This window comes from Archangium violaceum Cb vi76 (assembly GCF_000733295.1).
Classification (GTDB): Bacteria; Myxococcota; Myxococcia; order Myxococcales; family Myxococcaceae; genus Archangium; species Archangium violaceum.
In genome coordinates this window covers 13,743-40,421 of the sequence record NZ_JPMI01000299.1, presented here as the reverse complement: position 1 = coordinate 40,421, position 26,679 = coordinate 13,743, and the positions used below count along the sequence as shown (strand labels likewise).

Genomic DNA, 26,679 nt, shown 5'->3' with positions numbered 1-26,679 from the left:
AGCCCGGTGTCGGACGCGAGCTTCAGCCCGGACGGCAAGCGGATCGCCACGGCCAGCCTGGACGGGACGGCACGCGTCTGGGACGCCGCCTCCGGCAGGCTCCTCGTCACCCTCTCGGGCTACACCACCGGCCCGGTGGAGGAGGCACGGTTCAGCGCCGACGGCACGCGCATCGTCACCACCCACCGGGATGACACCCCCAGCCTCTGGGACGCGGCATCCGGTCAGCTCCTCGCCAGACCCTTCGGCGAAGCCAGCCTGCTACGGGGCGCCATCCTCAGCGCCGATGGCTCGCGCCTCTTCACCCGCAACGGGAACGGCACGATCCGCATCTGGACCCACCGGTTGTGGGAGCCCCTCGAGCTCCAACTCTCGAGCTGGAGCGCCGGGCGGAAGCTGACCTGCGAGGAGCACGCGCTCTACCTGCACGAGAAGCGCGACTGCTCCACCAACGGAAGTCCGAGCAGATGGCGGCTGATGACGGTGAGCGGGGGGCTCGACACCTCGAGGAGCAGGTAGGAGCATGTTCGACTCCGTCCGTGGCCACGAGCTGGCCCCCAGGTCCCGCATCATCCTGAGCGTCCTGCTCTCGCTCGTCCTGCACGCCTGCGTGTTCCTCCTCGCGCTCGCGACCCCCACGCGGACTTCCCCTCCCCGGACGCAGGCACCGCGGGAGGCGCTGCGGGTGACACTCCTCCAGGGCCCTGGGCCAACGATGGCCGCCCCTCCTCCCCCCTCCCCTCCCTCGGCACATGAGAAGACCTCACCCCGGCGGGAGCAGCGGAGGGCGCCAGCCACCACCGTCCGGCCCAGGAATCGCCCCCAGCGGACGCGGCCGTCCAGGGTGGAGCCCAAGCCGGATGCCAAGGAGGAAGAAGCCCCCGTGACAGCGGCCCCCGTGACAGCGGACCCCGAGGGAGGAACCCCCGAGACAGTGGCCCCCGAGGCGTTGGCACACAGGCAGGCGGGTGACGTGTCCGGCGGAGTGATTGGCGGCGTGGTGGGAGGAGTCGTCGGGGGTCTGGTGGGCGGTGTGGCGGGTGGCCAGGTGGGCGGTACGAGAACGGAAGTGCTGCCGTTCGGCTCGGGAATGACCCGCCCAAGGAAGCTCTCGGGTCCGAAGCCCCGATACACCCGTGAAGCGCTCGCGGCCCGTGTCGAGGGCCTGATGATCGTCAGGTGTGTCATCACCGTCGAAGGCAGGATCGAACAGTGCCGCGTCATCCGATCGCTGCCGTACATGGAGGAGGCCGTGCTGGATGCCCTGTACGCCCAGCGCTACCAACCCGTGACGTCCCAGGGCCGCCCCATCCCGGTGGAGTACACCTTCAACATCCGTCTGAGCCTCCCCCGCTAGTGGAGTGTCCACGAAGTCCCCGGCTGGCGGGGAGGGGCTCGGAAGACGCCGCGGCGCCGGAGCCGAGGTCGCCGCCATCACAGGCGCGCCGGAGGAGCTTCATGGCCTCGGCGTCGTTCTTCCCGGCGCGGCCGCGGCTGCTTCTCGGAACACGCCACCACCGACAGCAGCTTCACGGAGGGCGGAGAATCATGGCATCGCAAGCTTGGCGCATGACGTCGAGAAAGCCCCGGCAGGGAGGAGAAAGCCTCGTGGGAGCGCTTCCTCCTGCCCGTCGCACTCACCTTCCGTGTGTCATTGGCACTGGCTCACCATCATCTCGCCGCCCGTGAGGGTGGCGTTGATTCGGAAGCTGAACACGTAGGTACCCGCCTCCGGGATGGCAATGGACGACTCCGTGCCACTGCCCGCGGCGATCGCCATGGGCTGCTCCGTGGCGATCACCACCGCGGCGGAGCTCCGCACCGCGAACTCCTTGGACCAATCCGCGCTGGCGAACTTGAAGGTGTAGGCGGTGGGCGCCGGCTCGTGGATCACCACCTGATAGAGATTATTTCCCTTGTAGGCGAAGCGGCGGCTCGCCGGCGTCGCGCCGAAGTTGTCTCCGCCGGCGTAGCTGCCACGGATGAACATCTCCTTGCCGAGGGGACCCAGGCCCTCGACGGCCGGGGTGTGGCAGTCGGCCAGCGGTCCCTCGCCCGAGAGATCACTCCCCTCGCCCCCCCGCGGACCCTCGGCCGTCGGCGAAACGATGTCGAAGAACCTGGCCTCGAACGGCTTCAACCGGAGCTCGTAGTTGCCACCGGAGCCCACCACCTCGGCCCCATCCAACAGCCCGACGAGCGCCCCCGCGCTCCCGATGGCCGTTCCGGCCACCGTGACCACCGCCGGGTCCGCCTTGGTGTTCAACACGTACAGGACGTGGTCATCTCCCTTGTCCTTGCGATCGATGTAGATGTTCGTGTCCGAGAAGATGTGCGTGCGGCTGCCATTGGCCAGCGCCGGGTGGGTGTCGCGCAAGGCCATCAGCGCGGCCACGTGGCCCTTCAGGCTGGCCTGTTCGGCCGAGAGCACCGCGGGCGTGCCGCCGACGGTGGACGCAACGCCTTCCACGATGGCGGTGGTCCGGGAGACATGGTCATCGCAGTGGCCGTTGACGGCGCAGGTCGAGGTGCTCTCGCGGGCCGCGAAACCCGGCAACTCCTGGCCGATCTCATCGCCGTAATAGAGGGTGATGGGACCGCTGTACGAGGCCATGAAGCTGAAGGCGGCCTTGTGCCGCGCCCAGTACGCCGCATCCGTGGGATTCGCCAGGGTTCCGCGCTGAAGCAGATCGCCGAAGCGGACCACGTCATGGTTGGTCAGCATCAGGTTCGGCATGGCATGGGCGGGATAGGCCAGGTGGTTCTGATAACCCGACTGGAGGTTGCTCGCCGCGCGGTTGCCAGTGCCACTCTCCTCGACGGCGAGGGTCTGCACCAGGCTGTAACGCACGGGGAAATCGAACACGGACAGCAGCCCGGGGCTCTCCGGGGTGCCATAACCCTGGCTGGAGATCTCCCCCGCGCTCCGCCAGATCTCCCCCACCATGTAGCCCAGCGGATGGACCGTCTGGCCGGCCCGGTTGGTGTAGCTCGTGTTGGCCGCGGCTTCGGCGACGGCGGTACGAAGGTCGTCCCAGTACTGCACCGGCACCTGATAGGCCTGATCCAGGCGCCAGCCGTCGATCTTGTACTCGGTCACCCAGTGCGCGGCGACCTCCTTGAAGAACTCGAGGTCGGCCGGATAGACGGCGGACCTTCCGGTTTCCCCCTCGGATCCACCGGTGGTGGAGACCTTGCGGCCCAGCGGCGAGGCGTAATCCTGCGCGTTGTTCTTGTAATGACCGAACACGCCATCGAGGAACACATACAGCCCCCGGGAATGGGCGGCGGCCACCAGCTCCTTCAGCTTGTCATTGGTGCCGAAGTGGGGGTCGACGTTGAAGTAGTCCGAGGCGAAGTAGCCGGTGGCATCGAGACGATCGGCCCAATCACTCTGACCGGCCACGCGCGCGCTCTTGAAGATCGGGGTGAGCCAGAGGGCATTGACGCCGGTCGATTGGATGTAATCGAGACTGTTGATGATGCCCTGCAGGTCACCCTTGTGAGGGCTGGTGCCATAGCCGGTGTTGTAATCCGCCGTGCTGTCACCATCGACGAAGGCCTCGACCATGATCTGATACAGACGCAGACCACACTCGGCCTCACCATTGCCCTTGAAACAGGCCAGGCGGCTGTCGGCCCGGCCCGCCGCGGTGCTGACGGTCACCTTGTAGGCCGCGGGCTCGGGTGCTGGCGGCTCGGGATTGGGTTCTCCGCCTCCGCCATTGCCATCACGGCAGGAGGAAAGAACACCGGCGATCGCCAGTGCGAGAAAGGATCGACTCCAATGCATGAGGTTGCTCCTTGGGTGGCAGGCGCGAGTGTTACATATAGGCCCGCATGACGCCCGCCCATCCATCGGCCACTCCCCCGCCGTCAGAACTGAGGACCTCCCCCGAGGACTCGGACCAGAAGCTCGCCACCCTCCTGCGGTGGCTCGAGGACGGAGGAGCCCGCCTCCCCAAACTGCACATCGCCCGGCAGCAGAACGGTGAACGCTCCGTGCTCGCCCGGGCCGACATCGCCGCGGGTGAGGCGGTCCTCCAGGTGCCTCGCGGCCACCTCATCACCCTCGAGGTCGCCAAGAGCTCCGACATCGGGCGCCTCATCCAGTCCCACGTCAATCCGGACAACGAGGAGATCTACCTGGCCTCCTTCCTCCTCCAGGAGAAGCTCCGGCCCGACTCCTTCTGGAAGCCCTACGTGGACACCCTCCCCGAGGCCTTCCCCCACGTCCCCCTCTTCTTCGGTGACTCCGAGCGCGCCCTCCTCAAGGGCTCCTTCCTGCTCACGCTGCTGGAGTTCCAGGTCTACACGCTCCGGCAGGACCATGCCCTCCTCTGCCAGAAGGTCCCCGGCTACGAGCGCTTCTCCCTCGAGGAGTTCGTCTGGGCCCGGCTCTCCGTGTCCTCCCGCAACTTCGGCCTCAAGGTGGGCGGCCTCCAGGGGCGCGCACTCGTCCCGCTGGCGGACATGCTCAACCACCGCCGGCCTCCCGACGTCCTGTGGGACACCTCGGCCGATGGGCAGTTCTTCGTGATGACCGCCCAGAACGCCGTGGCCTCCGGCCTGGAGATCCACGACAGCTACGGCGCCAAGAGCAATGATCTGCTCCTGCTCCACTTCGGCTTCGTGGCCAGCGACAACGAGCAGGACGAGGTCTTCCTCTCCCTCGGTCTCCCCGAGGGCGCGGCGATGGCCTCCGCCAAACAGAAGCTGCTCGGGCTCTCGTCCCCCACCGCGCGCCAGCCCTTCAAGGTGCCACTCCAGCTCGAGCACGCGTCCACCCAGCGGATGTTCTCCTTCCTGCGCGTGGCCTGCGCCGCGCCCCTCGAGCTGCCCAGGCTCGCCCCCCGGCTCCTGACGGGCCTGGGCTCCATCAAGCCGCTGGGCGTGGCCAACGAGGAGCGTGTCCTGCGCGCCCTGGCCGCCGCCTGCGAGGCCCGGCTCGCCGCCTTCGACACCTCCCTCGACGAGGACGAGCGGCTGCTGCGCGAAGAGACGCTCTCCTACAATGCCCGCAGCTGCGTCCTCCTGCGGCGCGAGGAGAAGCGGATGCTGCGCGCCTGGCTCGAGCTGACCCGCACCGGCCTGGAGCTGCTGCGCATGCCCCGTGCGGAGCTCGAACGGCTCGCCGCGCTCCCCCAGTCTCCCTGGGGCTGGTTCGATCGCTACGTCCGCGAGGCCGTGCTGGAGCTCGTCCGCCGCGCGTAGACGGCCTCAGTCGCAGCGGTAGCAGAGCGTCCGCGAGCCGCTCGCCACCCAGGGCGCGGCGTGCTCCCTGCACACCGTGTCCGGCCGGGCCTGAAGCCCGCGGACGACGTCCGCCAATGGCGAGTTCTCCTCCCTGGAGAAGCGCTGGTAGCCTTCCCAATCCGACGCGGAGGCCTCCCAGAAGACACACAGGCCCGGTCCCTGCCTCACCTGCCCCGATACGAACAGCGGCCAGTGCCCGTTGGTCTTGCTCCAGTCCTCCGGCACCCAGCCCAGCTCGACGTTGGTGAAGTTCGTCCGTGGCCACGAGGGGCTCAGATACCCTCCAAAGCTCTTGCCTTGCTCGCGCAGTACCTGGCGGGCGAGCGCGACGGCGTCCCGGTCCTCCAGCGCATCGAGATAGGGCAAGGGCGGTTCAGCGCGCACGCGATCCCAGTAGCTCGGCACGTAGATCTTGAAAGCCCGGCCCCACCCGCGCGTCACCTCGAAGAGCCCCACGGCGACCAGCACGGCCAGCACCAGCTCCCATCGCCCCGCACGCGCCAGTCCCGTCTGGAACAGCCCCCCCACCCGGATGCTGATGACGAGCAGCCCCACGCACAGCAGGAGCACCACGGCGTGGAAACCGTACTTGAGGAAGTAGTAGTCGACGTGCCACCCCGCGCCCAGGTAGGCCTGCTGCACCAGGGCGTTGACTCCAGCGAACAGCAAGGCGAAGTCGATCAACCGCCGCTCGACGGGCTCCTCGCGGGAGGAGAGGAAGCGCACGGCCAGCAACCCCACCACCGTCCAGCACTGCACCCGCAGCGCGCGCGCGTACGAGTAGGGCGTGACGCCTCCGGAGATGTCCTTCAGGGGCAGCAGCCGCCAATACGCGTACGTGGCGGCCGCGAGGAACACGAGCCCCAGCAGCACCACCCCGCCGCGGTACTTCGAACCGGACACGCGGGTGGCCTCCAGCAGCACGAGCAGGCCACCGGCGGCGAGGAGATCCCCGAGGTTCAGCCCGTAGGTGTAGCGATAGAACACCACGAACACGGCCAGCGCGGCGCAGCGAACCCAGGGGGACCTCGGAAGAGCATAGGCGAGCCACGTCAGCACGAGCGGTACCGTGCCGAAGAGATGGGCATAGAAGCCATCCGACTGGTGGTAGTGCAGCAATCGCAACAGCAGGAACGGCCACGCCATGATCGTGGCCACCCACAAGGTGGCCTGCGCCGCCACCATCGCGCGGCCCGAGCGCCAGAGCCGGCCGGCGACGAACTCGAGGCCCCCAACGAGCGCCAGGGCCATGCTGACGGGCACCAGGAAGAAACCAGCGCGGAAGCTGGTGAACGTGTCCAGACCGAAGAGCCACCTCAGCCCGTACGTCAGCGTGTGGAAGAAGGTGAAACCCTCGTAGGTGTTGGGCTTGTGGGTGACGAAGTCCATCTGCAGCGCGGCGTGGTTGCCGGCATCGCCGCCCCCCACCGAGACCAGACCGCCCAGGACCGGGATGCCCAGGATCCGCCACGTCAAGCCCAGCGTGGTGATGAGGTAGAGCACCTGGATGAGCACGAGCGGCCCGGAGGTGGGCCACGCACGCCGCCAGGCGAGCACCTTCCACGTCACGCCCACCCCGCCCGCGGTTCCGGCGACGGCACCCACCCACAAGGGCAGGCCCAGCACGGCCCGGAACAGGTTCGCCAGGGCTCCGGGCAACAACAACCACAGAAGCACGAGGAACAACAGCGTCCCGAGTCCTCGGGGAGACTCTTCAGGAGACCCTTCAATGGAGGAAGAAGGCTTCGCGTCGACAATGTCCACGGGGCACGCCGTATCACAGACCCGCCCCAGGGGCGCTACCAGAGCAACGCCTGATGCGTCGTCACACAAGGCAGCATGGCGCTCACGCCCAGCTCGGCGGAGAGGGCCTCCAGTGCCCCCGGGGACAGCCGCGGATCCTGCCGCAGCTGGCCGAGCACCCGGGCCGATTCCACCACTCCAGGACGGGCGTTCCGCACCTGGGCGACGAAGGCCGAGGCGCACAGCAGGGCCCTCGCGGCGCGCCCCGCGGGAGGCGGGGAGTCGTACCCCGTGAGCAGCACGGCGGACAGCACCTCCCCCAACTCCGGGAACCCCTCCACCAGGGGGCGCACCCGCTCCAGCGAGGGCATGACGAACCGCCGGGGCTCCTCCAACCGCGCCGCGAGCACGAGCGTGCGCGCCGCCATGACGGCCAGCGCCTCCTCGCCACAGCCTCCTCCCAGCGACGTCACACAGCGGCGGGTGAGCCGGACCAGCAGGGGCGCCATCTCCGCGCCCCCTCCCACCAACTTCAACGCCTCGTCGAGCAGCCGCGCCTGCAGTTGCTGCAACGTCACCGGTTCCGGTGCCTCCTCGAGTGCCGCGTCCGGAGGCGGAGGCGGCCCCACGGGGTACAGCATCGGCGGAGGCTCCGCCCGGACATGGCTCCCAGGCGCCATCCGGACGACGGGGGGCAGGACCTCCAGACGTTCGCCCTGCCCGTCCACCCCCTCCTCGTGAGACGAGCGGCGCCCGGGGAAGAGCCGCGTGAAGAGGCTGGCGATGTCCAGATGATCCACACAGAGCTGGCGCTCCTCGAGGAAGACCCGCAGGGTGTCCGCGAAGACGCGCGCCGAGCCGAAGCGGGCCTCGGGCTCCGCGGAGAGGGCCTGGAGCAGCACCGTCCAGAGCGAGGGCGGACACCCCGGCAGCGGCTCGAGGACGCGCTCGTCGAAGGTGCCGATGTGACGGAGGGCCTGGGGCGGCGGGCCCGCGAAGAGCGGCCGGCCCGCGATCAGCTCATAGAGGATCAACCCGAGACGGAAGACGTCACCGCGCCCATCCGCGGGACGGCCCCGGGCCTGCTCGGGCGTGAGATAGGGCGGATTGCTCCGGGAAGCACCTCCCGTGTCCACCAGCTTCACCGCCCCACCCTGGGAGATCCACACGTGGCTGGGATGCAGACCCCGGTGGCGGGCGCGGGCCTGGTGGAGGCTGTCGAGCCCCTCGGCCACCTGCATGACGATGAAGCACATCTCCCGCAGGCCAATCACCATCCCCCGCGCCCGCACCGCGAGCAGCGCGCCCAACGGCTCCCCGTCCACGAGCTCCAGCACCCGGCAGGGCCGCTCTCCGCTCAGGCCCGCGTCGAGCACCCGCACGACATTCGGGTGCCCCGGCCCGGTGGCCCGCGCCGACTCCAGGAAGAGCTCCACGAAGGAGGCATCCCGGGCGAAGCCAGGCAGCAGGCGCTCGAGGACGACAGGCGACTCCGGGCCCGCGGGCCCCGTGCTCCGGGCGAGGAAGGCCTCGGCCACGGGGTTCACCGTCAGTCTCCGGATGATGCGATAGCTGCCCACGAGTGCCCCCCGGCGTCCCGCCGCCACCCGCGCACCTCCTCCGGCTCCCCACGAAACCGGCCAGCCCGGGCCTCGCCTGGAAGCTAGGAAGCCCACCGCCTCCGGCACCCCTCCTCACGGTAGGGGTTGCCAGCCCTGCAGCGAACGCTGGCTCGCCCTCCCGGCCTGCAAGCCGGACAAAATTCCAAGAAAGTCGGGAACTTGAGGGGCTTCCGAGCACATGGTACGACCCCGGAAGGCGTGCGACTTTTCGCCTTGATTCCCCTCACGGAGCCCGTTTCCCCATGAGCGAGCGCAACGATCTGCCGAGGATGCCCACCTCGACGTCTCCTGGTGTGTCCTCCCCCGGTGTCCCCGTGGGCGCCGTCACCCTGGGAGGAACTCCGACAGGAGGAACCCCGACGGAAGGAGCCCCGACCCGTCCGGGTGTCACCGAGGCCCTCGCCTCCACCCTCGCCACGCTTCCCGTGGCCTCCAGCCCCGAGCAGGACGCTCGCGAGCGCATCGCCACCCTGGAGCGCGAGGCGCGTGCACTCGGCAACGAGCCCCAGGCCGCCCTCCTCTTCCATGAGATGGGCCGCCTCTTCGAGGATCCCCTCAAGAACCCGCGCAACGCGGCCATGGCCTACAACCAGGCCTACCGGCTCGCGCCCCGGTTCCTCGCCAACCTCCGCGCCGCGCGCCGGCTCTTCGCCGACGTGGGCAACTGGCAGATGGCCGTCCAGCTCCTCGAGGCCGAGCTGAACGCCACCGAGACCCCCGCCGATCGCGCCACCCTCCTCTTCGAGAAGGGCACCCTGCTCGAGGAGCGCCTGTCGCGCGAGGCCGACGCCACCGCCGCCTTCCTCCAGTGTCTGGAGCTGCGGCCCCAGGATCCCTCGCTGCTCACCCAGCTCGAGGCCATCTTCGCCGCGCGCAATGACCACGCCTCGCTCGTCGAGGTGTACCGGCTGCTGGCCGCCGCGCTGGAGACGCCCGCCCTGCGCGCCCACTACCTCACCGCCGCGGGCCTGGTGCTCGAGGAGCGCCTCAAGCGTCAGGCCGAGGCCGCCGCCTGCTTCCGCGAGGCCTTCACCCTGGATCGCACGGACCTGCTCCTGCTCAACGCCCTCAAGCGCGTGGCCCTGCGCGAGGGCCGCGCCGAGGAGCTGCTCGAGGTCCTCACCGCCGAGGCCGAGGTGCTCGGGCCCCAGGGCGCTCCCGCGTGGCTGCAGCTGTGCAAGATGTACGAGCGGCTCGGGCGCAAGGAGGAGGCGCTGGCCGCGCTGCTCGACGCGCGCCGCGTGAGCCCCAACGAGTCCCTCATCCTCGCCGCGCTCGCCAACATCTACGAGACGCGCCAGCGCTTCGAGGAGCTCGCCGACGTGCTGCTCGCCTGGGTGGGCTGCATCAACGACGAGAGCGAGCTGGTGGCCATCAACCTGCGGCTGGCGGCCCTCTACGAGGAGGATCTCAAGCGCGAGGTGGACGCCATCTCCCGCTACCAGGCCATCCTCTCGCGCATCCCCGGCCACGCCGCCGCGCTCGCCGGCCTGGGCAAGCTCTTCTACCGCATGCAGAACTGGGAGGGCCTCGTCTCCGTCTTCGACGCCGAGAGCGCCTCCAGCCCGGATCCCAAGGAGAAGGCCGCGCGCATGTTCAAGGCGGCGGAGATCCTCGAGGAGCGGCTCGGCCGGCAGGAAGAGGCGATTCAGCGCTACAACACCTGCCTCCAGCTCCAGCCGGGCTACCTCCCCTCCCAGAAGGCCCTCACCCGCCTCTACGAGCGCCAGAGCCGCTTCGCCGAGCTCGTGGCCATGTACGAGCAGGATCTGCTCCAGACGCAGGACCGGGATCAGCTCATCACCACGCTCAACAAGGTCGCCGTCATCTACGAGGACCGGCTGAGCGATCTGGACCACGCCATCGAGTGCATGCGGCGCATCCTCGACCTGGCGTCGGACCACCTGCCCACCATCCGCAACCTGTCGCGGCTGCTGGAGCGCGCCGGGCGCTTCCAGGAGCTCATCACCAACCAGGAGCTGGAGGCCTCGCTGGTGGGAGACACCAAGCAGGTGCTCTCGCTCTACCACCGCAACGCGGAGATCCTGGACGAGCACCTGAAGGATCGCGCGGGCGCCATCGCCGCCTACGAGCGGGTGCTGACGCTCACGCCTTCCTACCTGCCGGCGCTCAAGGCGCTGGGCCGGCTGTACGCGCAGGAGGGCAAGTGGGATCTGCTCATCCGCATGTACCGGGCCGAGGCGGAGTTCGCCCCCTCGGCGGAGACGGCCGCGTCGCTCATCTACAAGATTGGCGAGCTGTGCGAGCACCGGCTCAAGGACGAGCACCAGGCCGTCGCCTCCTACCAGGAGGTGCTGACGCTGGCGCCGAGCCACTTCCCGGCGCTGCGCGCGCTGGCGCGGCTCTACAAGGCCCAGGGCGCGTGGGAGAGCCTCATCGAGGTGCTGCGCGCCGAGGCCGCCAACCGGACGGATCCGATGGAGCGGGCCAACGCCCTCTACCACGCGGCCACCATCTGGGAGGATCAGCTCAAGCGGCCGGAGATGGCCATCGAGGTCTTCCAGGAGGTGCTGCGGATGGCGCCGGGCCACGCCGCCACGCTGCGCGCCCTGGAGCGGCTGTTCCTGGCCGACGAGGACGTGAAGGAGCTGGTGGCGCTGCTGGATCGCGAGACGCAGATGGCCCAGACGCCGGGGGCCAAGGTGGCCGCGTACATGAAGCTGGCGCGGCTGTACCTGGACCACTTCCAGGAGCCCGCGCGCGCGGCCCAGTGCTGCGAGGCGGTGCTGGCGCTGGAGCCCGGCCACCTGTCGGCCCTCAAGACGCTGGAGCGCATCCGCGCGGGTGATCGGGCGCGCCGCGGCGAGCTGCGCCTGCGCCTGGCCGAGGTGGTGAAGGATCCGCGCCTGGGCACCGCCCTGCGGGTGAACGCCGCCACGGACCTGGACAAGGGCACCGACCTGGAGGCCCTGCGCCGCGCCGTGGCGGAGAACCCCCGGGACGTGCGGCTCGCCTTCTACCTGGAGCGCGCCCTGCGCCAGGTGGGCGACGCCGCCGGCCTGTCCGAGCTCTACATGCGCCGGCTCCAGGTGGTGGGTGAAGAGCTGGAGCGCGTGGAGCTGATGCTGCGCTGCGCGGAGCTGGACGAGTCGCGGCTGAACAACCCCCACCGCGCCGAGCAGGCCTACCGCGCCGCGCTCCAGCTACAGCCCCAGTGCCTGCCCGCGATGCAGGGTCTGCGCCGCCTGCTGGCCCGTAAGGGCGATGCCGCCTCCGCCCGGGTGATGTTGGAGAGCGAGGCCCGCGTCGCGAAGGATCCCCGCAGCGCCATCGAGGCCTTCGTGGCCGCGGCCCGGATCGCCGCGGGTCCGTTGCAGGACTCGGAGGGCGCCATCGCCCTGTACCGCCAGGCCCTGGAGAAGGATCCGCTGGACGCCCAGGCGACCGCGGGCCTGGAGGATCTGCTGGCCGCGCGGGGTGGCGCGGCGGACCTCGCCACGCTGCAGGAGCGTCGCGCCGAGGCCCGGCTGGCCCAGCAGGATCCCGCCTCGGCCGCGGCGGCCTTCTTCGGCGCGGCGAAGACGCACCTGTCCTCCCTGGGCAACCGCGCCCGCGCCCTGGAGCTGCTCGAGCGCACCCTGTCCGTCCAGCCCGCCCACGCCGAGGCCCTGGAGCTGCGCGCCCAGTTGCTGCTGGAGGAGCACCGGTACGCCGACGCCGCCGCGCTGCTCGCCCAGCGCATTCCGCTCGGGGGTGAGCCGGCCCACGTGGCGAAGCTGCACCTGACGCTGGGCTCGCTGTACCAGGACCACCTGTCCGAGCCGAGCCGCGCGGCCATCCACCTGCACGCCGCGCGCGAGGGCCTGCCGCGCAACACCGAGGTGCTGGAGCGCATGGCCACCCTCTTCCAACTGGTGCGCAACTGGCAGGGCGCCATGGACTGCCTGCGCCGGCTGCTGGAGATGGATCTCCCCGTGGCCGAGCGCGCGCGCCACACCGTGACGCTGGCGCAGATCCACGAGCAGGGGCTGGGAGACGGCGCCTCCGCCTCCACGCTCTACCGGCAGGCCCTGGAGCTCACCCCGGGCGATGGCTCCCTGGTGGACCGGCTGGTGGTGCTCTACGAGCGCGCCGGCAACCTGCTGGAGCTGTCGCAGATGCTGGAGGCGCAGGCCGCCCAGGCCGTGACCACCGGCGACACGAAGCGCGCCTCCTCGCTGCGGCTGAAGGTGGCGGACCTGTACGCCGGCCCGCTGGAGGAGCCCACCCGGGCCATCACCGTGTACCGGCACGTCGTCGACGCGGACCCGGCCAACGTCCCGGCCCGCTCGGCCCTGGCCGCCCTGTACATGCGCGACGCGGCGGCCTCGCAGCTCGCCATCGAGGAGAACCGGCAACTGCTGAAGCTGGATCCCACCCGCGTGGAGAGCCTGCACGCGCTCTTCCGCCTGTGGGAAGGCACCCGGCAGACGGACAAGGCCTTCTGCGCCGCCGCCGTGCTGCACTTCCTGCGCTCGGCCAACGAGGCGGAGGCCACCTTCTACTCGGAGATGCGCAGCCGCCTGCCCACCGAGACGCAGGAGCGCCTGAGCGTGGCGGACGTGGACGCCGGGCTCATGCACCCCTCGTCCCGCGGGCCGCTGCTCGAGGTCATGCGCTCCGTGGGTGATCAGCTCAGCAAGCTGCACCCGGCCCAGTTCGAGCTGCTCGGGGTGGACCGCAAGACGGACAAGCTCAAGCCGGACCATGCCGTCTTCAAGGCCGTGCGCGCCGTGGCGCAGGTGTTCGGCGTGGAGGAGTTCGAGGTGTACCAGGCCCGCCGCGGCCTCATCGGCCTGGAGACGACCGAGCCGCTGAGCGTGTGCGTGGGCCAGGACGTGGTGCGCCGCTTCAACGCCCGCGAGCAGAAGTTCCTCTTCGGCCGCGCGGTGCTGGGCCTGCTCAACAAGACGGCGGTGCTCTCCAAGCTGTCGCGCGGCGAGACGCAGGACCTGTTCGGCAACTCCATCCGCATCTTCGCCCCGCTGTTCTCCGCGCTGGGCCGCAACAACGAGGAGATGGTGCGGCAGTACCGCCGGGCCTACTCGCGCAAGGCGCTCAAGTCGCTGGAGCCGGCCGCCCTGGATCTGGGCCCCCAGTCCCGGGTGGAGCTGGAGCCCGTGCTGGCGGGCATGGCGTTCTCCGCGGACCGCGCCGGCGTGCTGATGTGCGGCGACGTGTCGGTGGGCCTCACCATGGTGCTGCGCGAGGACCCGAACTTCGCCACCGCCCGCCTGGACAACGCCGAGCCCCTGCTCCAGGCCCTGCGCGAGCGCGCCGACCTGCAGCAGATCCTCACCTACGTCCTGTCGGACGACTTCCTGCGTCTGCGCCAGCGCGTCGCCCTGGCGCTGCCGTGAGCTGAAAACGACCCGAGATGAGGGGCCCCCCCGCCCCTCACCTCGGATCGACCTGCAACCCCTCTGGCGCCTGCTTCGGCGGCAACACCCGCTGGATGGCGAGCAGCGCCTCGCTGTCCAGGGCCACGCCCGCGAAGAGGGTGGGCGTCCACGCCCCCTGCCAGAACGCGGCCTGTGTCGGCGGCCCCTGTCGCCAGGCATCCTCCTTGCGGAAGTTGGCCCCGGCGTTGACGTACAGAATCCACACCTTGAGCGTCAGTCCGGCGTAGACGTTGGCCGGAAAGCCGTTACCCCCCAGCCCCGCCATGACGCCCAGGCTGAACGTCTGGTGGCGATCCCGGCTGTTGAAGTCCACGGGCAGGAACGCGACCGCGCCCAACACGTCCACCCGGGGCGCGTCCGTGCCCACCGGGACTGCCCCCGGAGCAGCCCCGCCGCCCGCCGACCCGAGCTGGACGTCCTCGAGCCGCCGCAGCCCCACGCCGCCTCCCACCATGAAGCGGAGCAGCTTCCGCTCGTTCCCGAGCTCCTCCAGCGCCTCCGCATGTTCCGCGGCCATGGACAACAGCGTCTCCTGCCGCACCACGGCCTCGTTCAGCTCCCTGTTCTTCTCCTCCACCGCCCGGACGAGCCGCGCCCGCTGCTCTTTCAACTGCGTGGAAGTCTTCTCATCCCGCCCGATCTTCCCGAGCTGCTCATCCAGGGCCGCGCGCTCCCGGAGCAACCGCGCGATCCGGCTGCTGTGGGAGGCAATCTCGTTGCGCAGCTCGGTGACGACCAACTCCGGGTAACGGACCGGAGGCGGAGCCGGAACCACGGGCACGGCGGGTACGGCGGGCGCCACGGACACGGGCTTGTTCTGCGCCAGCGCCGGTAACGTCCAGAGGCAGACAAATCCCAGGCAGCAATGAATGAACCTCCCCGATACGTGTTTTCCTCCATGTGTCGCGGACATCGTGTCTCCCCCCCGTGAAACAAGAGCACCCGGCCCGGGCCGGAAAGGAGCGGGTCCTGCCTCCGCGCCTTCACGAGCACTGTGCACCCACGGCGTGATTGGCGCGTGATGCGAGGCTTTGGAACCACGCGCCAAAGCGTGACCGAGGCGTGACAGCGGCATGTCCGTACGCATGCAGCCAACGCACACGCGTCTTGCGGCCTACATCACGGAGCGTGAAGAATCCCGCTCTTCTGGAGGGGGAGCATGCAATCGGTTGCCACGCGTATCGAGGTGCTTGGCCGTGCCCGGTTGACCCTACCCACGGGCGCCATCCACATGGAGCGCAAGACGGCGGCGTTGGTGACCTATCTGGCCATCGAGGGCCCCACTCAACGCAGCCGGCTCGCCAGCCTTCTGTGGCCGGATGCACCCGACAGCGCCGGCAACCTCCGCCAAAGCTTGCACAGGCTGCGGCGTCCCCTGGGAGCACAAGGCCTCGAGGGAGTCGATCCCATCGGGTTGTGTGAGGGCATCCTCGTCGACGTCCTCCTCTTCCAGAAGCACTTCGAGGCCCGCGAATACTCCAAGCTCATCCACCAGGGCGAGCTGCTCGCCGGCTTCACCTACGACGGCTGTGACGAGTTCGAGGATTGGCTCCAGAGCCAACGCGCCCGGTTCCACTACCAGCAATGCCGTGCCGCGGAGACCGAGGCCCTCCGGCTGGAGCAGGACGGCCAGCTCGAGGCCGCGCTCGACGTGGTGCGGCGGCTGCTCCAGCTGCAGTCCACCTCCGAGCAGGCCTGGCAGGCGGCGATCCGCCTTCATCTCCAGCTCGGGGACCGGTCCTCCGCCCTGCGGGCCTATCGCGACTGCAGGGAACAGCTCCACCAGGAGCTCGGCATCGATCCCTCGCCGGAGACCCGGGCACTCGTCCAGAACCTCGAGCGGCCCACGGAACAGGAGCATTCCCGGACCCGTCCCCCCGAGGAGAGGTCCCTCGATGACCTCTGCCCTCCGCATCTGCTCGGCCGCGACACCGAGTGGGCCCTCCTGGAAGAGGCCTGGGCCGCGGGCCGTCCCGTCTACGTGTTCGGCGAGGCGGGCATTGGCAAGACGCGGCTGGTCTCCGAGTTCTGCAGTGCCCAGGAGGACTCCTGGCTCCTCGTCGCGGCCAGGCCGGCTGATCCGTCCGCGCCCTACGCGACGAGCGCCCGGCTCTCCCGCTTCGTCCTGGGGCTCGAGCCGCAACGGCCCCTGGAGCCCTGGGTGCGGCAGGAGATTGCCCGGCTCGTCCCGGAGCTCGAGCCCAGCGCACCGCCCCTGCCCTCCAGCCCCGAGGAGAAGGCCCGGCTCGCCGAGGCGCTCGCCCGGCTGATCCGCACCCACTGCGGAAAGATGTCGGCCCTGGTGCTCGACAACGCACACCGCGCGGACACGGCCAGCCTGGAGCTGCACCTGCGGGTGCAGGATCTGCTGCTGGAGCCGGGGCCCGAAGGCGAAACACCGCGGATGCTCACCTGCTTCCGCACGGGCGAGCTCTCCCCCGCCTTCGAGGAGCGGCTGCGCGAGCACCGGGAGGCGGGACTCGCGGCATGGATCTCCCTGGAGCCGCTGACGCTGGCCTCCGTCGGCGAGCTGATCGACAACATCGGCGTCCCCGAGCTGAAGTCGATCGTTCCACAGATGGCGAAGTACACGGGTTGCAATCCGTTCTTCGTCATCGAGACGGCCCGGAGCCTGCTCGCCGCTGGCTTCGACGGACGATTCCCCGCCGCACCGCCCACGTCCGACCGCGTGACGTTGATCGTCGAGCAGCGGCTCAAGCGGTTGTCCCCGGATGCGCTCCGGCTGGCGCGCACCGTGGCGCTCGCGGGAGCGGACTTCAGCCCGGAGCTGGCCACGTGCGTGTTGGGGTTGAACCCCGATCTGCTCGCCGCGCCCTGGAAGGAGCTGGAGGAGGCGAAGGTGCTGCGTGGCGCCACCTTCACCCAGGGCGTGCTGCGCCGGCTCGTCATCGAGACGCTCCCCCAGCCGGTGCGTGAGGCCGTCCTGCGGCGCATCTCCGCCTGGCTGCAACAGAGGCGATGACCTCCGAGTACCAGCCCTCCGCGTTGACGCGTCAGCCCTCCGCGTTGACGCGTCAGCTCTCCGCGTTGACACGTCAGCCTTTTACGCCGGGGTGAAAGCCTTCCTCCCTTCCCTCACCGAAAAGGACCGCGCGTGCGCCTTCACTCCAGGCTGACGCACTGGGCGTAAAAAAGCCCAGGCGCTCCGGGTTGGCCTGGCGGTTGCTTGAGTACGCCGCGACCCCAGGCTGAACCAGTGGTTCATCGACAACGTGGAGTGGAACCGAGTCCGGCTGCCGGGGTCATCACTCGCAAGGAAGAGACGCCATGAGTATCGCAAAAGCCACATCCGTACAGGTCGACCCCTCTTCTCCGCCCGCCGTTTCCAAGCGGATGATCCTGGCCGCGGGCCAGACCCAGAGCCGGGATTCGGACTACAGCTGCGTCGTCACGAATGACACGGGCAATTACTACATTGTCTATCTGTTGCATGACAATGGCTGGCTCGCGGAGCTCTGGGCGCAGCCCCCCGGCCAGACCGTAGCCATTCCGCCCACCTGGAAGCTTCGCATCATGACCGCCGACGGCCGGGATGCCTGCTCGGGCACGACGGGTGGCGACCAGACCTACTCCTATTGCTGGTCAACCACCACGCAGGCCAACAGCACGTTCCACTTCAGCACGATGTCCTACGGGTGACGGACACCCCGCGTGCGATGGCTCACGGAACCGCCACGCCCGGCGTGATACTTCTCTGGTAGATGGCAATCGGAGGGTATGAAGAACGCCCATGAGCGACGAGCGTACGCCTGCCGAGCCCGAAGTCATGGAGCCCACGTTCTGGCGGAAGAATGGCTGGACGGCCAGGGTCATCAAGAACGAGGACGACGACGGCTGGGCCGTGGAAATCCGCAAGCAGGGGCTCTCCGAGCCCGTCCTCATCAGTCCGTGGGTGATGGGCCGCGACAAGAAGAACCCCAAGCCCTTCGATGCGACGGCGTTCGCGACCTTCGTGAAAACGGCCTCGGAGGTCCTGGACCGCTCCGCGCGACAGCGCGAACAGGCCATGACCAGGAAGCTCTCCATCGCCTGGGAGGGCCGCTGGTACGAGGTTCGGCTCGAGCTCGTGGCGGATGAGTATGAGCCCCACGCGCTGCTCTCGGCCATTGACGACGCGGGTGCGACCGTCGCGAAGCATCGCGTGCCCGTGAACTTCAAGTTCAACAGAGACGTCGCCAACGAGTGGGTGCGCGGCGGCTTCCGCGAGCCCTGAGTGGGCTCTCTCCGGGGGCCATGACACGGACGTGTTAGCGTCGCCGCCATGACGGAAGATCCGCGGCGCGCGTTCGAGGTCCTGAGCAGCCTGGCCACGCTGAAGGAGGCGGCCGGCAAGGGAGAGCTGGCCGCCCATCGGAAACGGCTGCTGGCGCTCTCGGCGGAGTTTCCACCCGGCTCCCCCTCCGCCACGGCGCTGGAGGAGCTGGCCGCGGCGCTCCAGATGGATCTCGCCTTCCTGCGGGTCTACCCCGGCGCACTCTTCCCGGTGCTCCACTGGCGTTGCTCCCATCATGACAGCCCCGAGCTCACCGGGCTCGCGCGGCGCTGGAGCGAGGAACACGCCCAGGGAGGGCCGGACGGTGTGTGGGTGCGTCCCCTGGGGCCACCCCCCTTCGGGCCGGGCGGTCCGCTGCTCGCCGAACTGCGCACGGCGCGCCCCCACCGGCTCCTCTCGCCGATGACCGCCGAGGGACATGTCCTCCTGGATGAGCGGATGGCCTACCGCCACTGGGACATCGAGGAGGGAACGCTCGTCGACAGGCGGGACGTGGTGATTCCAGAACCCACCCTGAAGCTCGTCACCCGTGCCTGGGAGAGCGCCGCGCTCCACGATGCGGCCACCGACACGCACCGCTGCGAGCTCGAGATTCCGGTGGATGGGAGCGCCAATACGGGGAGCTTCTCGCCGGACGGGGGCCTGTTCGCCCTCGTCGGACACGGGGATGAATATGCCTTCGGCTTCGTGCACCTCTATGAGGCGGCCACGGGGCGGCTCTTGCGGAAATGGAAGGGGCCGCGGCCATTCTGGGACAAGCCCATGTTCTCCCCGGATGGCCGGCGCCTGCTCGCGCCGAGTCGCGCGGGCCTCTTCCTCCTGGACATCGAGACCGGCCAGGAGGAGTGCCTGCCCATCCACGACGCGGAGGGCGCGGCACTCTTGGGGGATGGACGGAGGCTGGTGACCACGGATGGCCAGGTGGTGCGGGTCTGGGAGCTCGCGCGGCTGCGTGCGCTGGAGCCCAGAGAGGCCGAGCCGTCAGCGCCCATGGCCTTCTCACCGGATGGCCGGCGCCTCCTCTCGCCGGATGGCCAATGGCTCGCTGGCGGCACCAAGGAGGGCACGATCGAGCTCTGGAGGGCCGCCGGTGGAGAGCGGCTCGTCACCCTCCCCGGCCATGGCGTCCCGGTGAGCGCGCTGGCCTTCTCCCAGGACGGCCGCCGCCTGGTCTCGGCCGGGGACAACGAGGCATTGCGGCTCTGGGAGATTCCCAGCGGCGTGGCACTCGCGGTCCGCCCGCTCGACGCGCGGGACCTGGCCAACAGGCGTCTCTCGCGTCAGCGTTGGGAAGCAACGCCCGAGGCGCTCGGGGCGCTCTCCGGCTGGGAGGGGTTCGTGGGGCCACGCCCGGGGCCCTTCTCCGCCGAGGTTCACGGGGGAGTGACGATCTTCCTCCACCGGGAGAACCGGCGGCACGCGGCGGCGTTCCCCGTTGCCGGACCCTGGCTGCCCCGCCCGGACGGCGCGATGTGGGCCTCCCCCTCGGCCCAGGTCATCCTCGAAGGCCGGGTCTGAGTGACAATGCGGCGCTCCCGCGGTTTGTGTGAATCCTGGGAGCCCTGCTCGGGCGGTGATTGACGCGCCAGCCCTCCTGCCTGACGCGTCAACCGTGGCGCGGCAGGTCAGCCGCCACGGTCCGACAACGCCCGCTCCGAGGAAGAGTGGCACGGACCAGAGCTGGCCCATGACTTGCTCTCAGTCCTCGCGCGGGTGTCCAGGCCGAGGCCAGGAACCCCACACCCGCCTCATGCCCTCGAGCCTGTACGAGTCAAGCGACAAGGACGACCATGCAACTCCCTACCCTCAATCTCTGTCAGCAGGCCTTCATCCTCTCTCATGAGTCCAACTACCTGGGTAACGCCAACGAGTCTGGCCTTCCCTTCGCGCTGGCCGTCGAGTTGGCGGAGCACCTCAACAAGGCCGTGTTTCCCAATCTGGGCGGTCACTGGTCGCTCGCCTGGGGCCCCGTGGTCTACGCCCCCCTGGGCGTCCCGGCCAATGTCATGTACGTCGCGACGAATCCCGACCGGTCCGCCTACTTCGTTTCCATCGCGGGGACCAACTTCAATGCCCTCCTGAGTGACGTCATCCTGGAGGACAACTGCGTCGTCGGCGCGATCCCCTGGTCGCAGGCGTTCCCGTCGCTGGGTGGGTGCAATGGGCCCTCGGGCTTCGACACTCCGCACATCTCGCAAGGGACCCAGCTTGGCGTCAACAACCTGCTGAAGATGGTCGACAACCTGACCCAGAAGAGCCTGGTGGATTTCCTGTGCTCGCTGGGATCGACCGGTTCGAAGAAGCTGATCTTCGCCGGCCACAGTCTCGCTGGCGCGCTCGCGCCGACGCTCGCCCTGGCCCTCGCGACTTCGAAGGGCACGAAGTTCAGCACCACGAACTGGGGCCAGGTGTGCGTGCTCCCGACGGCCGGCCCCACTCCTGGCGACGCGAACTTCTCCAAGCTCTTCCAGCAGGTGTTCCCGCCGGTCAGCCTGGGCCTGGCACAGGACTATTTCGCCTGGAACCAGAACATCTGGAACAGCCTCGACGCCGTGCCGCACGCCTGGGTCACCTCCATGATCAACGAGATTCCCACCCTATATCCCGCGCCCTGGATGACGGGAACGACCGGAGTCCCTCCCCAGCCGATGCCTTCGGGTCTCCAGAAGCAGATCGATGGAGCCGTCATGTCCTCGCTGCTCTTCGGCATCAACGCCCTCAGCCCCTTCACGCAGCTCCCAAACATCCAGGTGAAGGGCACCTTCAACGAGCAGTACCCCATCAGTGGTCAGGATTCCGATGCCCTCACCGCCGCCTTCATGGCGCAGGTCGGCTACCAGCACGTCGATGCCTACGCGAAATTCTTCAGCGTCCACGATCTGGTCACCTCGGCTTCCCAGGAGGGCATTCGCCAGAGGACCGCGGGGATGATGGCCGCCATCAAGCGAGTGGCCGAGAAGCCGAAGCGCCGCGCCGCCGTGGAGGACCTGGTTCAGCACCTGGGCAAGAAGGTCCGCCAGGCGGGGTGAGCGCTCTCCTGAGGTAGGCTCGGCCCACGTATGTCCAATACCCGCTCCACCTCAGGCCTCGGCTCCGAGTACAACCCACTCGTCTCTCCTCAGCTCGAGGATCCCCACCCGTTCCTCGCACGAGCGCGGCGAGAGGCACCGGTGTTCTTCAGCGCAACGCTCGGGGCGTGGGTGGTGACACGCCACGCGGACATCAGCGCCGTGGTCGCCGATACCACGCGCTTCTCGTCCGCCGAATCCATCACGGTGGGCGCCGCGACGATGCCGCCAGAAGTCGTCACCGCGCTGATGGACGGATACCCCCTGGTTCCGAGCCTCGTCGACAATGATCCGCCAGCGCATACACGCTTCCGTGGCCTCGTCAGCAAGGCCTTCACCGGGCGGCGGCTCACGGAGAAGGAGCCTTCCATCCGGGCCCTCGTGGACGAGCTCATCAGCGGCTTCATGCATGAGGGGCAAGCGGACCTGTTCCTGCGGTTCGCCCATCCGCTGTCGGCCAGTATCATCGCGGCGATCCTGGGAATCCCACGGGAGGACATCAGCAGGTTCCGGCGCTGGTCCGATGATCTGTCCACGGTGCTCGCGGCGCATGGCCCCGTCGAGAATCAGGTCGCGGCCGCGCGGGGCGTGGTCGACTTCCAGCGCTACCTCGCCTCGGCGCTCGAGGAGCGGAAGACAGCTCCCCGGGAGGACCTGCTGAGCGACATCGTCACGGAGGGACAGGGGATGACGCCGCCGATGAGCATGGCGGAGCTCGTGAGCCTGCTGATGCAGGTGCACTTCGCGGGGCACGAGACGACCGCGGGCCTCATCGTGGGCGGTGTGGAGTTATTGCTCGACAACCCGGAGCAGTTGCAGGCGCTCCGGAACGAGCCGGACCTCATCGCGGGCGCGGTCGAGGAGGCGGTGCGGATGGTCTCACCCGTCCACGCCATGTTCCGCACCGCGCTGGAGGAGGTGGAGATCGGCGGAGTCACGATCCCGAAGGGAGCCCACATCCGGATCGTCTACGCCTCGGCCAACCGCGACGAGGCCCGGTTCCACGAGCCGGAGCGCTTCGATATCCGGCGGCCTGACGTCAAGAAGCACCTCGCCTTCGGCCATGGGCTCCATTTCTGCGTCGGCGCGCCGCTCGCACGGCTCGAGGCACGTCTGGCGCTCGAGGCCCTGCTCCGGCGTCTGCCGGGGCTCCGGCTCGTGCCGGGGCAGAAGCCCGGCTTCCTGAGGAGCGTCACCGTCCGGAGGCACGAGAGCCTCGAGGTGGCGTGGGACGTCCAGGCGCTCCCGGCCGTACGGTAGCGCCGAACGTGGATGTCGACGGCCCGCGGATACGCCATGCCCGGGCACGGGGGCATTGCGTACCGGTCCACGGCTCGCGCTCAGAACGTGAACTGGAGGAGGGTATCCGCCCAGAGGTTGTTGTCCTCGCGCAGCTCCTGCTCCGCGTTCATCGTGTCGACGGCGACCGCCAGGTACAGCGCGCCCGGCCCCTGCATCTCCGGCGGCCTCCCGGCATGGACGTTCACGTCCTCCGTCACGCACTGCCCCGCCGGCAGCGGCTGGTTCAGCTCCACGAAGCCGATGGTCACCTGGTCCATGGGGGGCGGGTACGGCTGGTCCGGAGTGGGCAGTGTCACCTCGGTGTCCATGGACAGGAACAACCGCACCAGGGGCGAGGAGAAGGTATCCGTGGAGAGCGTGCCCTGGTTGCACACCGTCACCGAGACCGTGAAGCCCTGGCCCATTTCCACGCTGGCGGGAGCCGTCACCGCGCTCACCACGAGATCCGCGCCGTCGCCCACGCCCATCAGGCCGCCCACGCGGACATTGTTGTCCTCGCGCAACTCCTGTTCCACGTTCCTCGTGTCGACAACGGCCCCGAGGTAGTACGCCCCATCCATTCCCCCGGCAGCGGGCGGCACGGAGGCCTCGGCGTCCACGCTCTTCGTCACGCACTGCCCCGGGTACAGCGGCTGGTCCAGAGACACCCAGCCGAGGAAAACCTGGTCCATGGGCAGGTCCGGCGAAGACGGGTCCGGAATCGTCAACTCGGAATCCGTGGACAGGTACAGCTCCACCCGGGGCCAGTGGTAGGAGCCGCTCCCGGTGGGCTCGGTGCCCTGGTTGCACACCTTCACCGAGGCCGTGAAGGGCTGACCATTGCCCACGTTCTCCGGGCCCTTCACCTCGGTCACCACGAGGTCCGCTCCGGACTCGAGGGCCGCCGAGACGCTCCGCGAGTGCGTTCCGCCGGAGGTGAGCGGTGCTCCGCCGACATCACAACCAGGGACGAGCCCCGCCATGAGAGGCGCGAGGAGAATGAAACGGAGGGACTGCTTCCACGGGGGTGCGCGATGCATGCAATGGCACTCGGGGTCACGCGCGCCGGTCCTTTCCGGCGCGACGTACGCCCGTTGTGCAACCGCTGCGCCAGGACGCGGAGGATGGCGGCGCCCCTGTCATCTCCGGAGCTTGCGCGACTCCGGGCCCCGTGACGGCGCTCGCGCCGGGGAGAAACGTGCCAGGACTGGCACTCGCGCGGGGACACCTGGCGGACGCGGGTGTCATGGGCGTCGCGGCTTCAGGCATATCAGGAAGATGGGAGGCCCGTGGAGGGGCATGAGGAGCTCTTGACAGGAACAATTACACCTGTAATCTCCCAACTGATTACGAGCGTAAACGATGAAGATCAGTGAAGCCGAGTCGATCGTGATGGAAGTGTTATGGCGCCAGCACCCCCTCGCCGCCGAGGAGGTGGTGGCGGCGCTGGCCGAGGCGCAGCAATGGCAGGAGGCCACGATCAAGACGCTCCTCAATCGCTTGCTCAAAAAGGGCGCGATTGTCGCGGAGAAGGAAGGACGTCGCTATCTCTACACTCCCGTGCTCCGGCGAGAGGACTGGGTACTGGAGGAGAGCCAGGGTCTGCTGGAACGTCTGTTCGGCGGCCGGGTCGCGCCGCTGGTCGCGCACTTCAGCCAGCACCGCAAGCTCAGCCGGAAGGACGTCGCCGAGCTGCGCAAGCTGCTCGAGGAGCTGGACCCATGACTGTTGCCGGAGCGCTGCGCACGCTGCTGGAGACCACTCTGGCTTCCAGTGCCGCCGTATTGGGGGTCATGGTGCTACGCGGAGTCCTGCGTGCGGGGTTCGGTGCGAGGATTGCGTATGCCGCGTGGAGCCTGGTACCCACCGCTCTGCTGGCGGTGTTGCTTCCCGCGGCGAGTGAGGGGCCAGCTCCGGCACCGGTCCTCGCGTTCATCGGTGAAGCGTTGCCGCGGACGTTCGCGAGCGAAGGGAGCTCCACGAGGGATACGGCGGGGCTGCTGGCGGCCTGGCTGGTGGGCGCGGTGGCCACCGGGCTGTGGTTCACCGCGCGGCAGCGCGGTTTCTGGCGCGCGCTGGGACACGTACGCCTTCGCGATGACGGCATGTATCAGGCCGAAACGGTTGCTGGGCTCCCCGCCGCCGTTGGCGTGTGGAGGCCGCGCATCATCGTCCCGGCGGATTTCGATGTGCGCTATGCCGAGGCGGAGCGGGTGCTGCTCCGTGAGCACGAGCACCAGCATCTCGTCCATGGCGACCTTCAGGTCAACGCCATCGTGGTGCTGCTGCGCTGTCTGTTCTGGTTCAACCCGCTGCTGCACTACGCCGCGCGGCATTTCCGCCAGGACCAGGAGCTGTCCTGCGACCAACGTGTGATCGCACGCCATCCACAGTCACGCCGCGCCTATGGCGAGGCGATGTTGAAGACCCAGCTGGCCACGCAGCCGTGGCCGCTGGGGTGTCACTGGGGCTTCAGTCATCCACTCAAGGAGAGAATCATCATGCTCAAGCAACCGCTTCCCTCGCTCAAGCGCTGGCTTTCCGGCCATGCGTGCGTGCTCGCCCTGACCCTGACCGGTGGCTATGCCGCATGGGCCGCGCAGCCAGGCAACGAAGCCGCGGTCAACATTCCAGCAGGCAGCATCCACGTGAAGGCGGTGCTGCGTATCAATGGCGGTGAGCCCACGACCACGACGTTCGTGACGACGCCTGGCCAGCCGGTCGTGATCAACGGCGCCGCCAATGGCCACGACTGGACCATCGAGGGGACGGTCGATCACGGCACGGGCAAGCAGGCCCATGTGCTGATGTTCAAGTCGGCCATCAAACGAGATGGCAAGGTCATCGTGACGCCAAGGATTGGCATGCTCAGTGGCCAGCCCGGCATGATTCGAACGGGCTCGGACCCGCTCGCGGACGGGAAGTCCGAAGGAATCGAGCTGCACATCACGCTGACCGCCGCTAAAGCCTGAACGTCACCTGCCCGAGCCAGCTCTCGCTCGGGCAGATGATGGGCAACGCACAGGCCGTCGGGATAGCACCACCCGTAGGTGCGATCGAACCCGCCGCCAGGGAGCGGGTAGGAGACAAAGCCGAACTCCTCGCCCGCGCCGCACTCCGAGCGAGCGCGCGCATAACGGTAGCAGGTGCCATGGCCCGCGCCCGCCAGGTCCGCGCAGACGCCTCGCGCACCCTCGACGCCGCAGAGTGCACGGACTCCGCAGAGTGCACGGCAGCGCGGGCTTGGGCAAGGCCCGGACCGGCCTCCTGATAGCCGGGCCACCATCAACCCCTGCTTAACGGCCCGTTCGCGCTTCGCCGTCTAGTCCCCGGAGGGCGCGCCGCGTAGTCCTTACCGCGACCTGAGAGAGAATCATGTCCATCCAACTCGCCGGCACGCCCGTGGCGCCGGCCCCGCGCTCCCCGTGTCCGGCCTCTTCGCCGTGCTGACGAGCCTCTTCATCGCATCCGCGGCCAGGTCCGTCGACCGCCAGAATCGAGCGGGTACGTGTCCAATTTTTTGCGCGCTTGTCGATTTCATGCGTCATCATTCGTCGTCCGGATGCAGGACCCGTTATTCAATTCGCCTTTCGACATGGGGATGTCATGAACAAGCAGATCATCGTCAACCTGCCGGTCAAGAACCTGGACAAATCCAAGGCCTTCTTTTCCGCTCTCGGCTTCAGCTTCAATCCACAATTCAGCAACGAGAGCGCGGCGTTCATGGTCATCGTGGATGGCAGCATTCATGCCATGCTGACGACCGAAGCGTTCTTCAAGACCCTCATCGACAAGCCCGTCGTGCAGGCGAAGGAGGCCAACGAGGTCGTCATCTGCCTGAGCTGCGAGAGCCGGGAAGAAGTGGACAGTCTGATCGCCAAGGCCGTCGCCGCCGGCGGCCGTACTCCGCATCCGCCCGAGGACCACGGCTTCATGTATGACCAGGGCTTCGAGGACCTCGACGGCCACCTGTGGAACCTGGTCTGGACGGCGCCGCAGGCCTGATAGCCTTC

General features: G+C 68.9%; 18 protein-coding genes. 13 read left to right on the top strand and 5 right to left on the bottom strand.

Annotated elements, in window-relative coordinates; genetic code table 11:
- A partial coding sequence (locus Q664_RS41320; protein WP_200883844.1) for a WD40 repeat domain-containing protein occupies positions 1–519 on the top strand: 519 nt, incomplete at its 5' end.
- A 4-nt stretch (positions 520–523) separates the two neighbouring features.
- Positions 524–1,357, top strand: coding sequence for an energy transducer TonB (locus Q664_RS41315; protein WP_043409388.1), 834 nt, complete (start codon positions 524–526; stop codon positions 1,355–1,357).
- A gap of 294 nt (positions 1,358–1,651) precedes the next feature.
- Here Q664_RS41315 and Q664_RS41310 read toward each other — a convergent pair whose 3' ends face one another.
- On the bottom strand, positions 1,652–3,793 hold the full coding sequence (locus tag Q664_RS41310) for an alpha-amylase family glycosyl hydrolase (RefSeq protein WP_052519320.1): 2,142 nt from the start codon (positions 3,791–3,793) through the stop codon (positions 1,652–1,654).
- A gap of 47 nt (positions 3,794–3,840) precedes the next feature.
- Between Q664_RS41310 and Q664_RS41305 the strand changes: the two genes are divergently transcribed.
- Entirely contained in the window at positions 3,841–5,214 is a 1,374-nt protein-coding gene (locus Q664_RS41305) for an SET domain-containing histone-lysine N-methyltransferase (protein WP_043409385.1), read from the top strand.
- Positions 5,215–5,220: 6 nt separating this feature from the next.
- Here Q664_RS41305 and Q664_RS41300 read toward each other — a convergent pair whose 3' ends face one another.
- Both Q664_RS41300 and Q664_RS53375 read right to left on the bottom strand, forming a co-directional pair.
- On the bottom strand, positions 5,221–6,933 hold the full coding sequence (locus Q664_RS41300) for a hypothetical protein (protein ID WP_425117466.1): 1,713 nt from the start codon (positions 6,931–6,933) through the stop codon (positions 5,221–5,223).
- A gap of 122 nt (positions 6,934–7,055) precedes the next feature.
- A complete protein-coding gene (locus Q664_RS53375; protein ID WP_052519318.1) occupies positions 7,056–8,606 on the bottom strand; it encodes a serine/threonine protein kinase in 1,551 nt (516 codons plus the stop codon).
- A gap of 257 nt (positions 8,607–8,863) precedes the next feature.
- Here Q664_RS53375 and Q664_RS41290 point away from each other — a divergent pair, with 257 nt between their 5' ends.
- On the top strand, positions 8,864–13,981 hold the full coding sequence (locus Q664_RS41290) for a tetratricopeptide repeat protein (RefSeq protein WP_043409380.1): 5,118 nt from the start codon (positions 8,864–8,866) through the stop codon (positions 13,979–13,981).
- A gap of 37 nt (positions 13,982–14,018) precedes the next feature.
- Here the strand turns inward: Q664_RS41290 and Q664_RS41285 are convergent, their stop codons facing one another.
- Positions 14,019–14,936: an HAD-IG family 5'-nucleotidase gene (locus tag Q664_RS41285; RefSeq protein WP_160174613.1), complete on the bottom strand. Its 918-nt coding sequence runs from the start codon at positions 14,934–14,936 to the stop codon at positions 14,019–14,021.
- Between the two features lie 246 nt (positions 14,937–15,182).
- Between Q664_RS41285 and Q664_RS41280 the strand changes: the two genes are divergently transcribed.
- The 6 genes from Q664_RS41280 to Q664_RS41255 all read left to right on the top strand — a co-directional run bounded on the left by Q664_RS41280 (position 15,183) and on the right by Q664_RS41255 (position 22,645).
- Entirely contained in the window at positions 15,183–17,006 is a 1,824-nt protein-coding gene (locus tag Q664_RS41280; protein WP_043409375.1) for an ATP-binding protein, read from the top strand.
- A 305-nt stretch (positions 17,007–17,311) separates the two neighbouring features.
- Positions 17,312–17,683, top strand: coding sequence for a hypothetical protein (locus tag Q664_RS41275; protein WP_043409372.1), 372 nt, complete (start codon positions 17,312–17,314; stop codon positions 17,681–17,683).
- 91 nt (positions 17,684–17,774) lie between these two features.
- Complete coding sequence (locus Q664_RS41270) at positions 17,775–18,257, top strand: hypothetical protein (RefSeq protein WP_043409369.1); 483 nt, start codon at positions 17,775–17,777, stop codon at positions 18,255–18,257.
- A gap of 48 nt (positions 18,258–18,305) precedes the next feature.
- Positions 18,306–19,835, top strand: a complete 1,530-nt coding sequence (locus Q664_RS41265) for a WD40 repeat domain-containing protein (protein WP_043409367.1) — start codon at positions 18,306–18,308, stop codon at positions 19,833–19,835.
- Positions 19,836–20,107: 272 nt separating this feature from the next.
- Entirely contained in the window at positions 20,108–21,346 is a 1,239-nt protein-coding gene (locus Q664_RS41260; protein ID WP_052519317.1) for a lipase family protein, read from the top strand.
- Positions 21,347–21,376: 30 nt separating this feature from the next.
- Positions 21,377–22,645 (top strand): cytochrome P450, encoded by a 1,269-nt coding sequence (locus Q664_RS41255; protein WP_043409363.1) that lies wholly within the window; start codon positions 21,377–21,379, stop codon positions 22,643–22,645.
- Between the two features lie 80 nt (positions 22,646–22,725).
- Here the strand turns inward: Q664_RS41255 and Q664_RS56960 are convergent, their stop codons facing one another.
- Positions 22,726–23,649, bottom strand: coding sequence for a CARDB domain-containing protein (locus Q664_RS56960; protein WP_052519316.1), 924 nt, complete (start codon positions 23,647–23,649; stop codon positions 22,726–22,728).
- A gap of 379 nt (positions 23,650–24,028) precedes the next feature.
- On the opposite strand from Q664_RS56960, the gene Q664_RS41245 reads away from it, so the two are divergent.
- The 3 genes from Q664_RS41245 (at position 24,029) to Q664_RS41235 (ending at position 26,671) form a co-directional block, all read left to right on the top strand.
- On the top strand, positions 24,029–24,391 hold the full coding sequence (locus Q664_RS41245; protein WP_043409360.1) for a BlaI/MecI/CopY family transcriptional regulator: 363 nt from the start codon (positions 24,029–24,031) through the stop codon (positions 24,389–24,391).
- Positions 24,388–25,638 carry a M56 family metallopeptidase gene (locus Q664_RS53365; RefSeq protein ID WP_075207657.1) on the top strand — a complete coding sequence of 417 codons (1,251 nt, stop codon included), beginning with the start codon at positions 24,388–24,390 and terminating at the stop codon, positions 25,636–25,638. The genes Q664_RS41245 and Q664_RS53365 overlap by 4 nt, the downstream gene beginning before the upstream one ends.
- 634 nt (positions 25,639–26,272) lie before the next feature.
- A complete protein-coding gene (locus Q664_RS41235; protein ID WP_043409357.1) occupies positions 26,273–26,671 on the top strand; it encodes a VOC family protein in 399 nt (132 codons plus the stop codon).
- The last annotated feature ends 8 nt before the right edge of the window (positions 26,672–26,679 follow it).

What these genes read in the sequence shown, in the direction of transcription:
- Q664_RS41275 (WP_043409372.1), top strand. Translation starts at nt 17,312, where the DNA reads ATGAGTATCGCAAAAGCCACATCCGTACAGGTCGACCCCTCTTCTCCG.
- Q664_RS41245 (WP_043409360.1), top strand. Translation starts at nt 24,029, where the DNA reads ATGAAGATCAGTGAAGCCGAGTCGATCGTGATGGAAGTGTTATGGCGC.
- Q664_RS41290 (WP_043409380.1), top strand. Translation starts at nt 8,864, where the DNA reads ATGAGCGAGCGCAACGATCTGCCGAGGATGCCCACCTCGACGTCTCCT.
- Q664_RS41285 (WP_160174613.1), bottom strand. Translation starts at nt 14,936, where the DNA reads ATGTCCGCGACACATGGAGGAAAACACGTATCGGGGAGGTTCATTCAT.
- Q664_RS41265 (WP_043409367.1), top strand. Translation starts at nt 18,306, where the DNA reads ATGACGGAAGATCCGCGGCGCGCGTTCGAGGTCCTGAGCAGCCTGGCC.
- Q664_RS41305 (WP_043409385.1), top strand. Translation starts at nt 3,841, where the DNA reads ATGACGCCCGCCCATCCATCGGCCACTCCCCCGCCGTCAGAACTGAGG.
- Q664_RS41310 (WP_052519320.1), bottom strand. Translation starts at nt 3,793, where the DNA reads ATGCATTGGAGTCGATCCTTTCTCGCACTGGCGATCGCCGGTGTTCTT.
- Q664_RS41315 (WP_043409388.1), top strand. Translation starts at nt 524, where the DNA reads ATGTTCGACTCCGTCCGTGGCCACGAGCTGGCCCCCAGGTCCCGCATC.
- Q664_RS53365 (WP_075207657.1), top strand. Translation starts at nt 24,388, where the DNA reads ATGACTGTTGCCGGAGCGCTGCGCACGCTGCTGGAGACCACTCTGGCT.
- Q664_RS41270 (WP_043409369.1), top strand. Translation starts at nt 17,775, where the DNA reads ATGAGCGACGAGCGTACGCCTGCCGAGCCCGAAGTCATGGAGCCCACG.
- Q664_RS41280 (WP_043409375.1), top strand. Translation starts at nt 15,183, where the DNA reads ATGCAATCGGTTGCCACGCGTATCGAGGTGCTTGGCCGTGCCCGGTTG.
- Q664_RS41255 (WP_043409363.1), top strand. Translation starts at nt 21,377, where the DNA reads ATGTCCAATACCCGCTCCACCTCAGGCCTCGGCTCCGAGTACAACCCA.
- Q664_RS41235 (WP_043409357.1), top strand. Translation starts at nt 26,273, where the DNA reads ATGAACAAGCAGATCATCGTCAACCTGCCGGTCAAGAACCTGGACAAA.
- Q664_RS56960 (WP_052519316.1), bottom strand. Translation starts at nt 23,649, where the DNA reads ATGGCGGGGCTCGTCCCTGGTTGTGATGTCGGCGGAGCACCGCTCACC.
- Q664_RS41260 (WP_052519317.1), top strand. Translation starts at nt 20,108, where the DNA reads ATGCAACTCCCTACCCTCAATCTCTGTCAGCAGGCCTTCATCCTCTCT.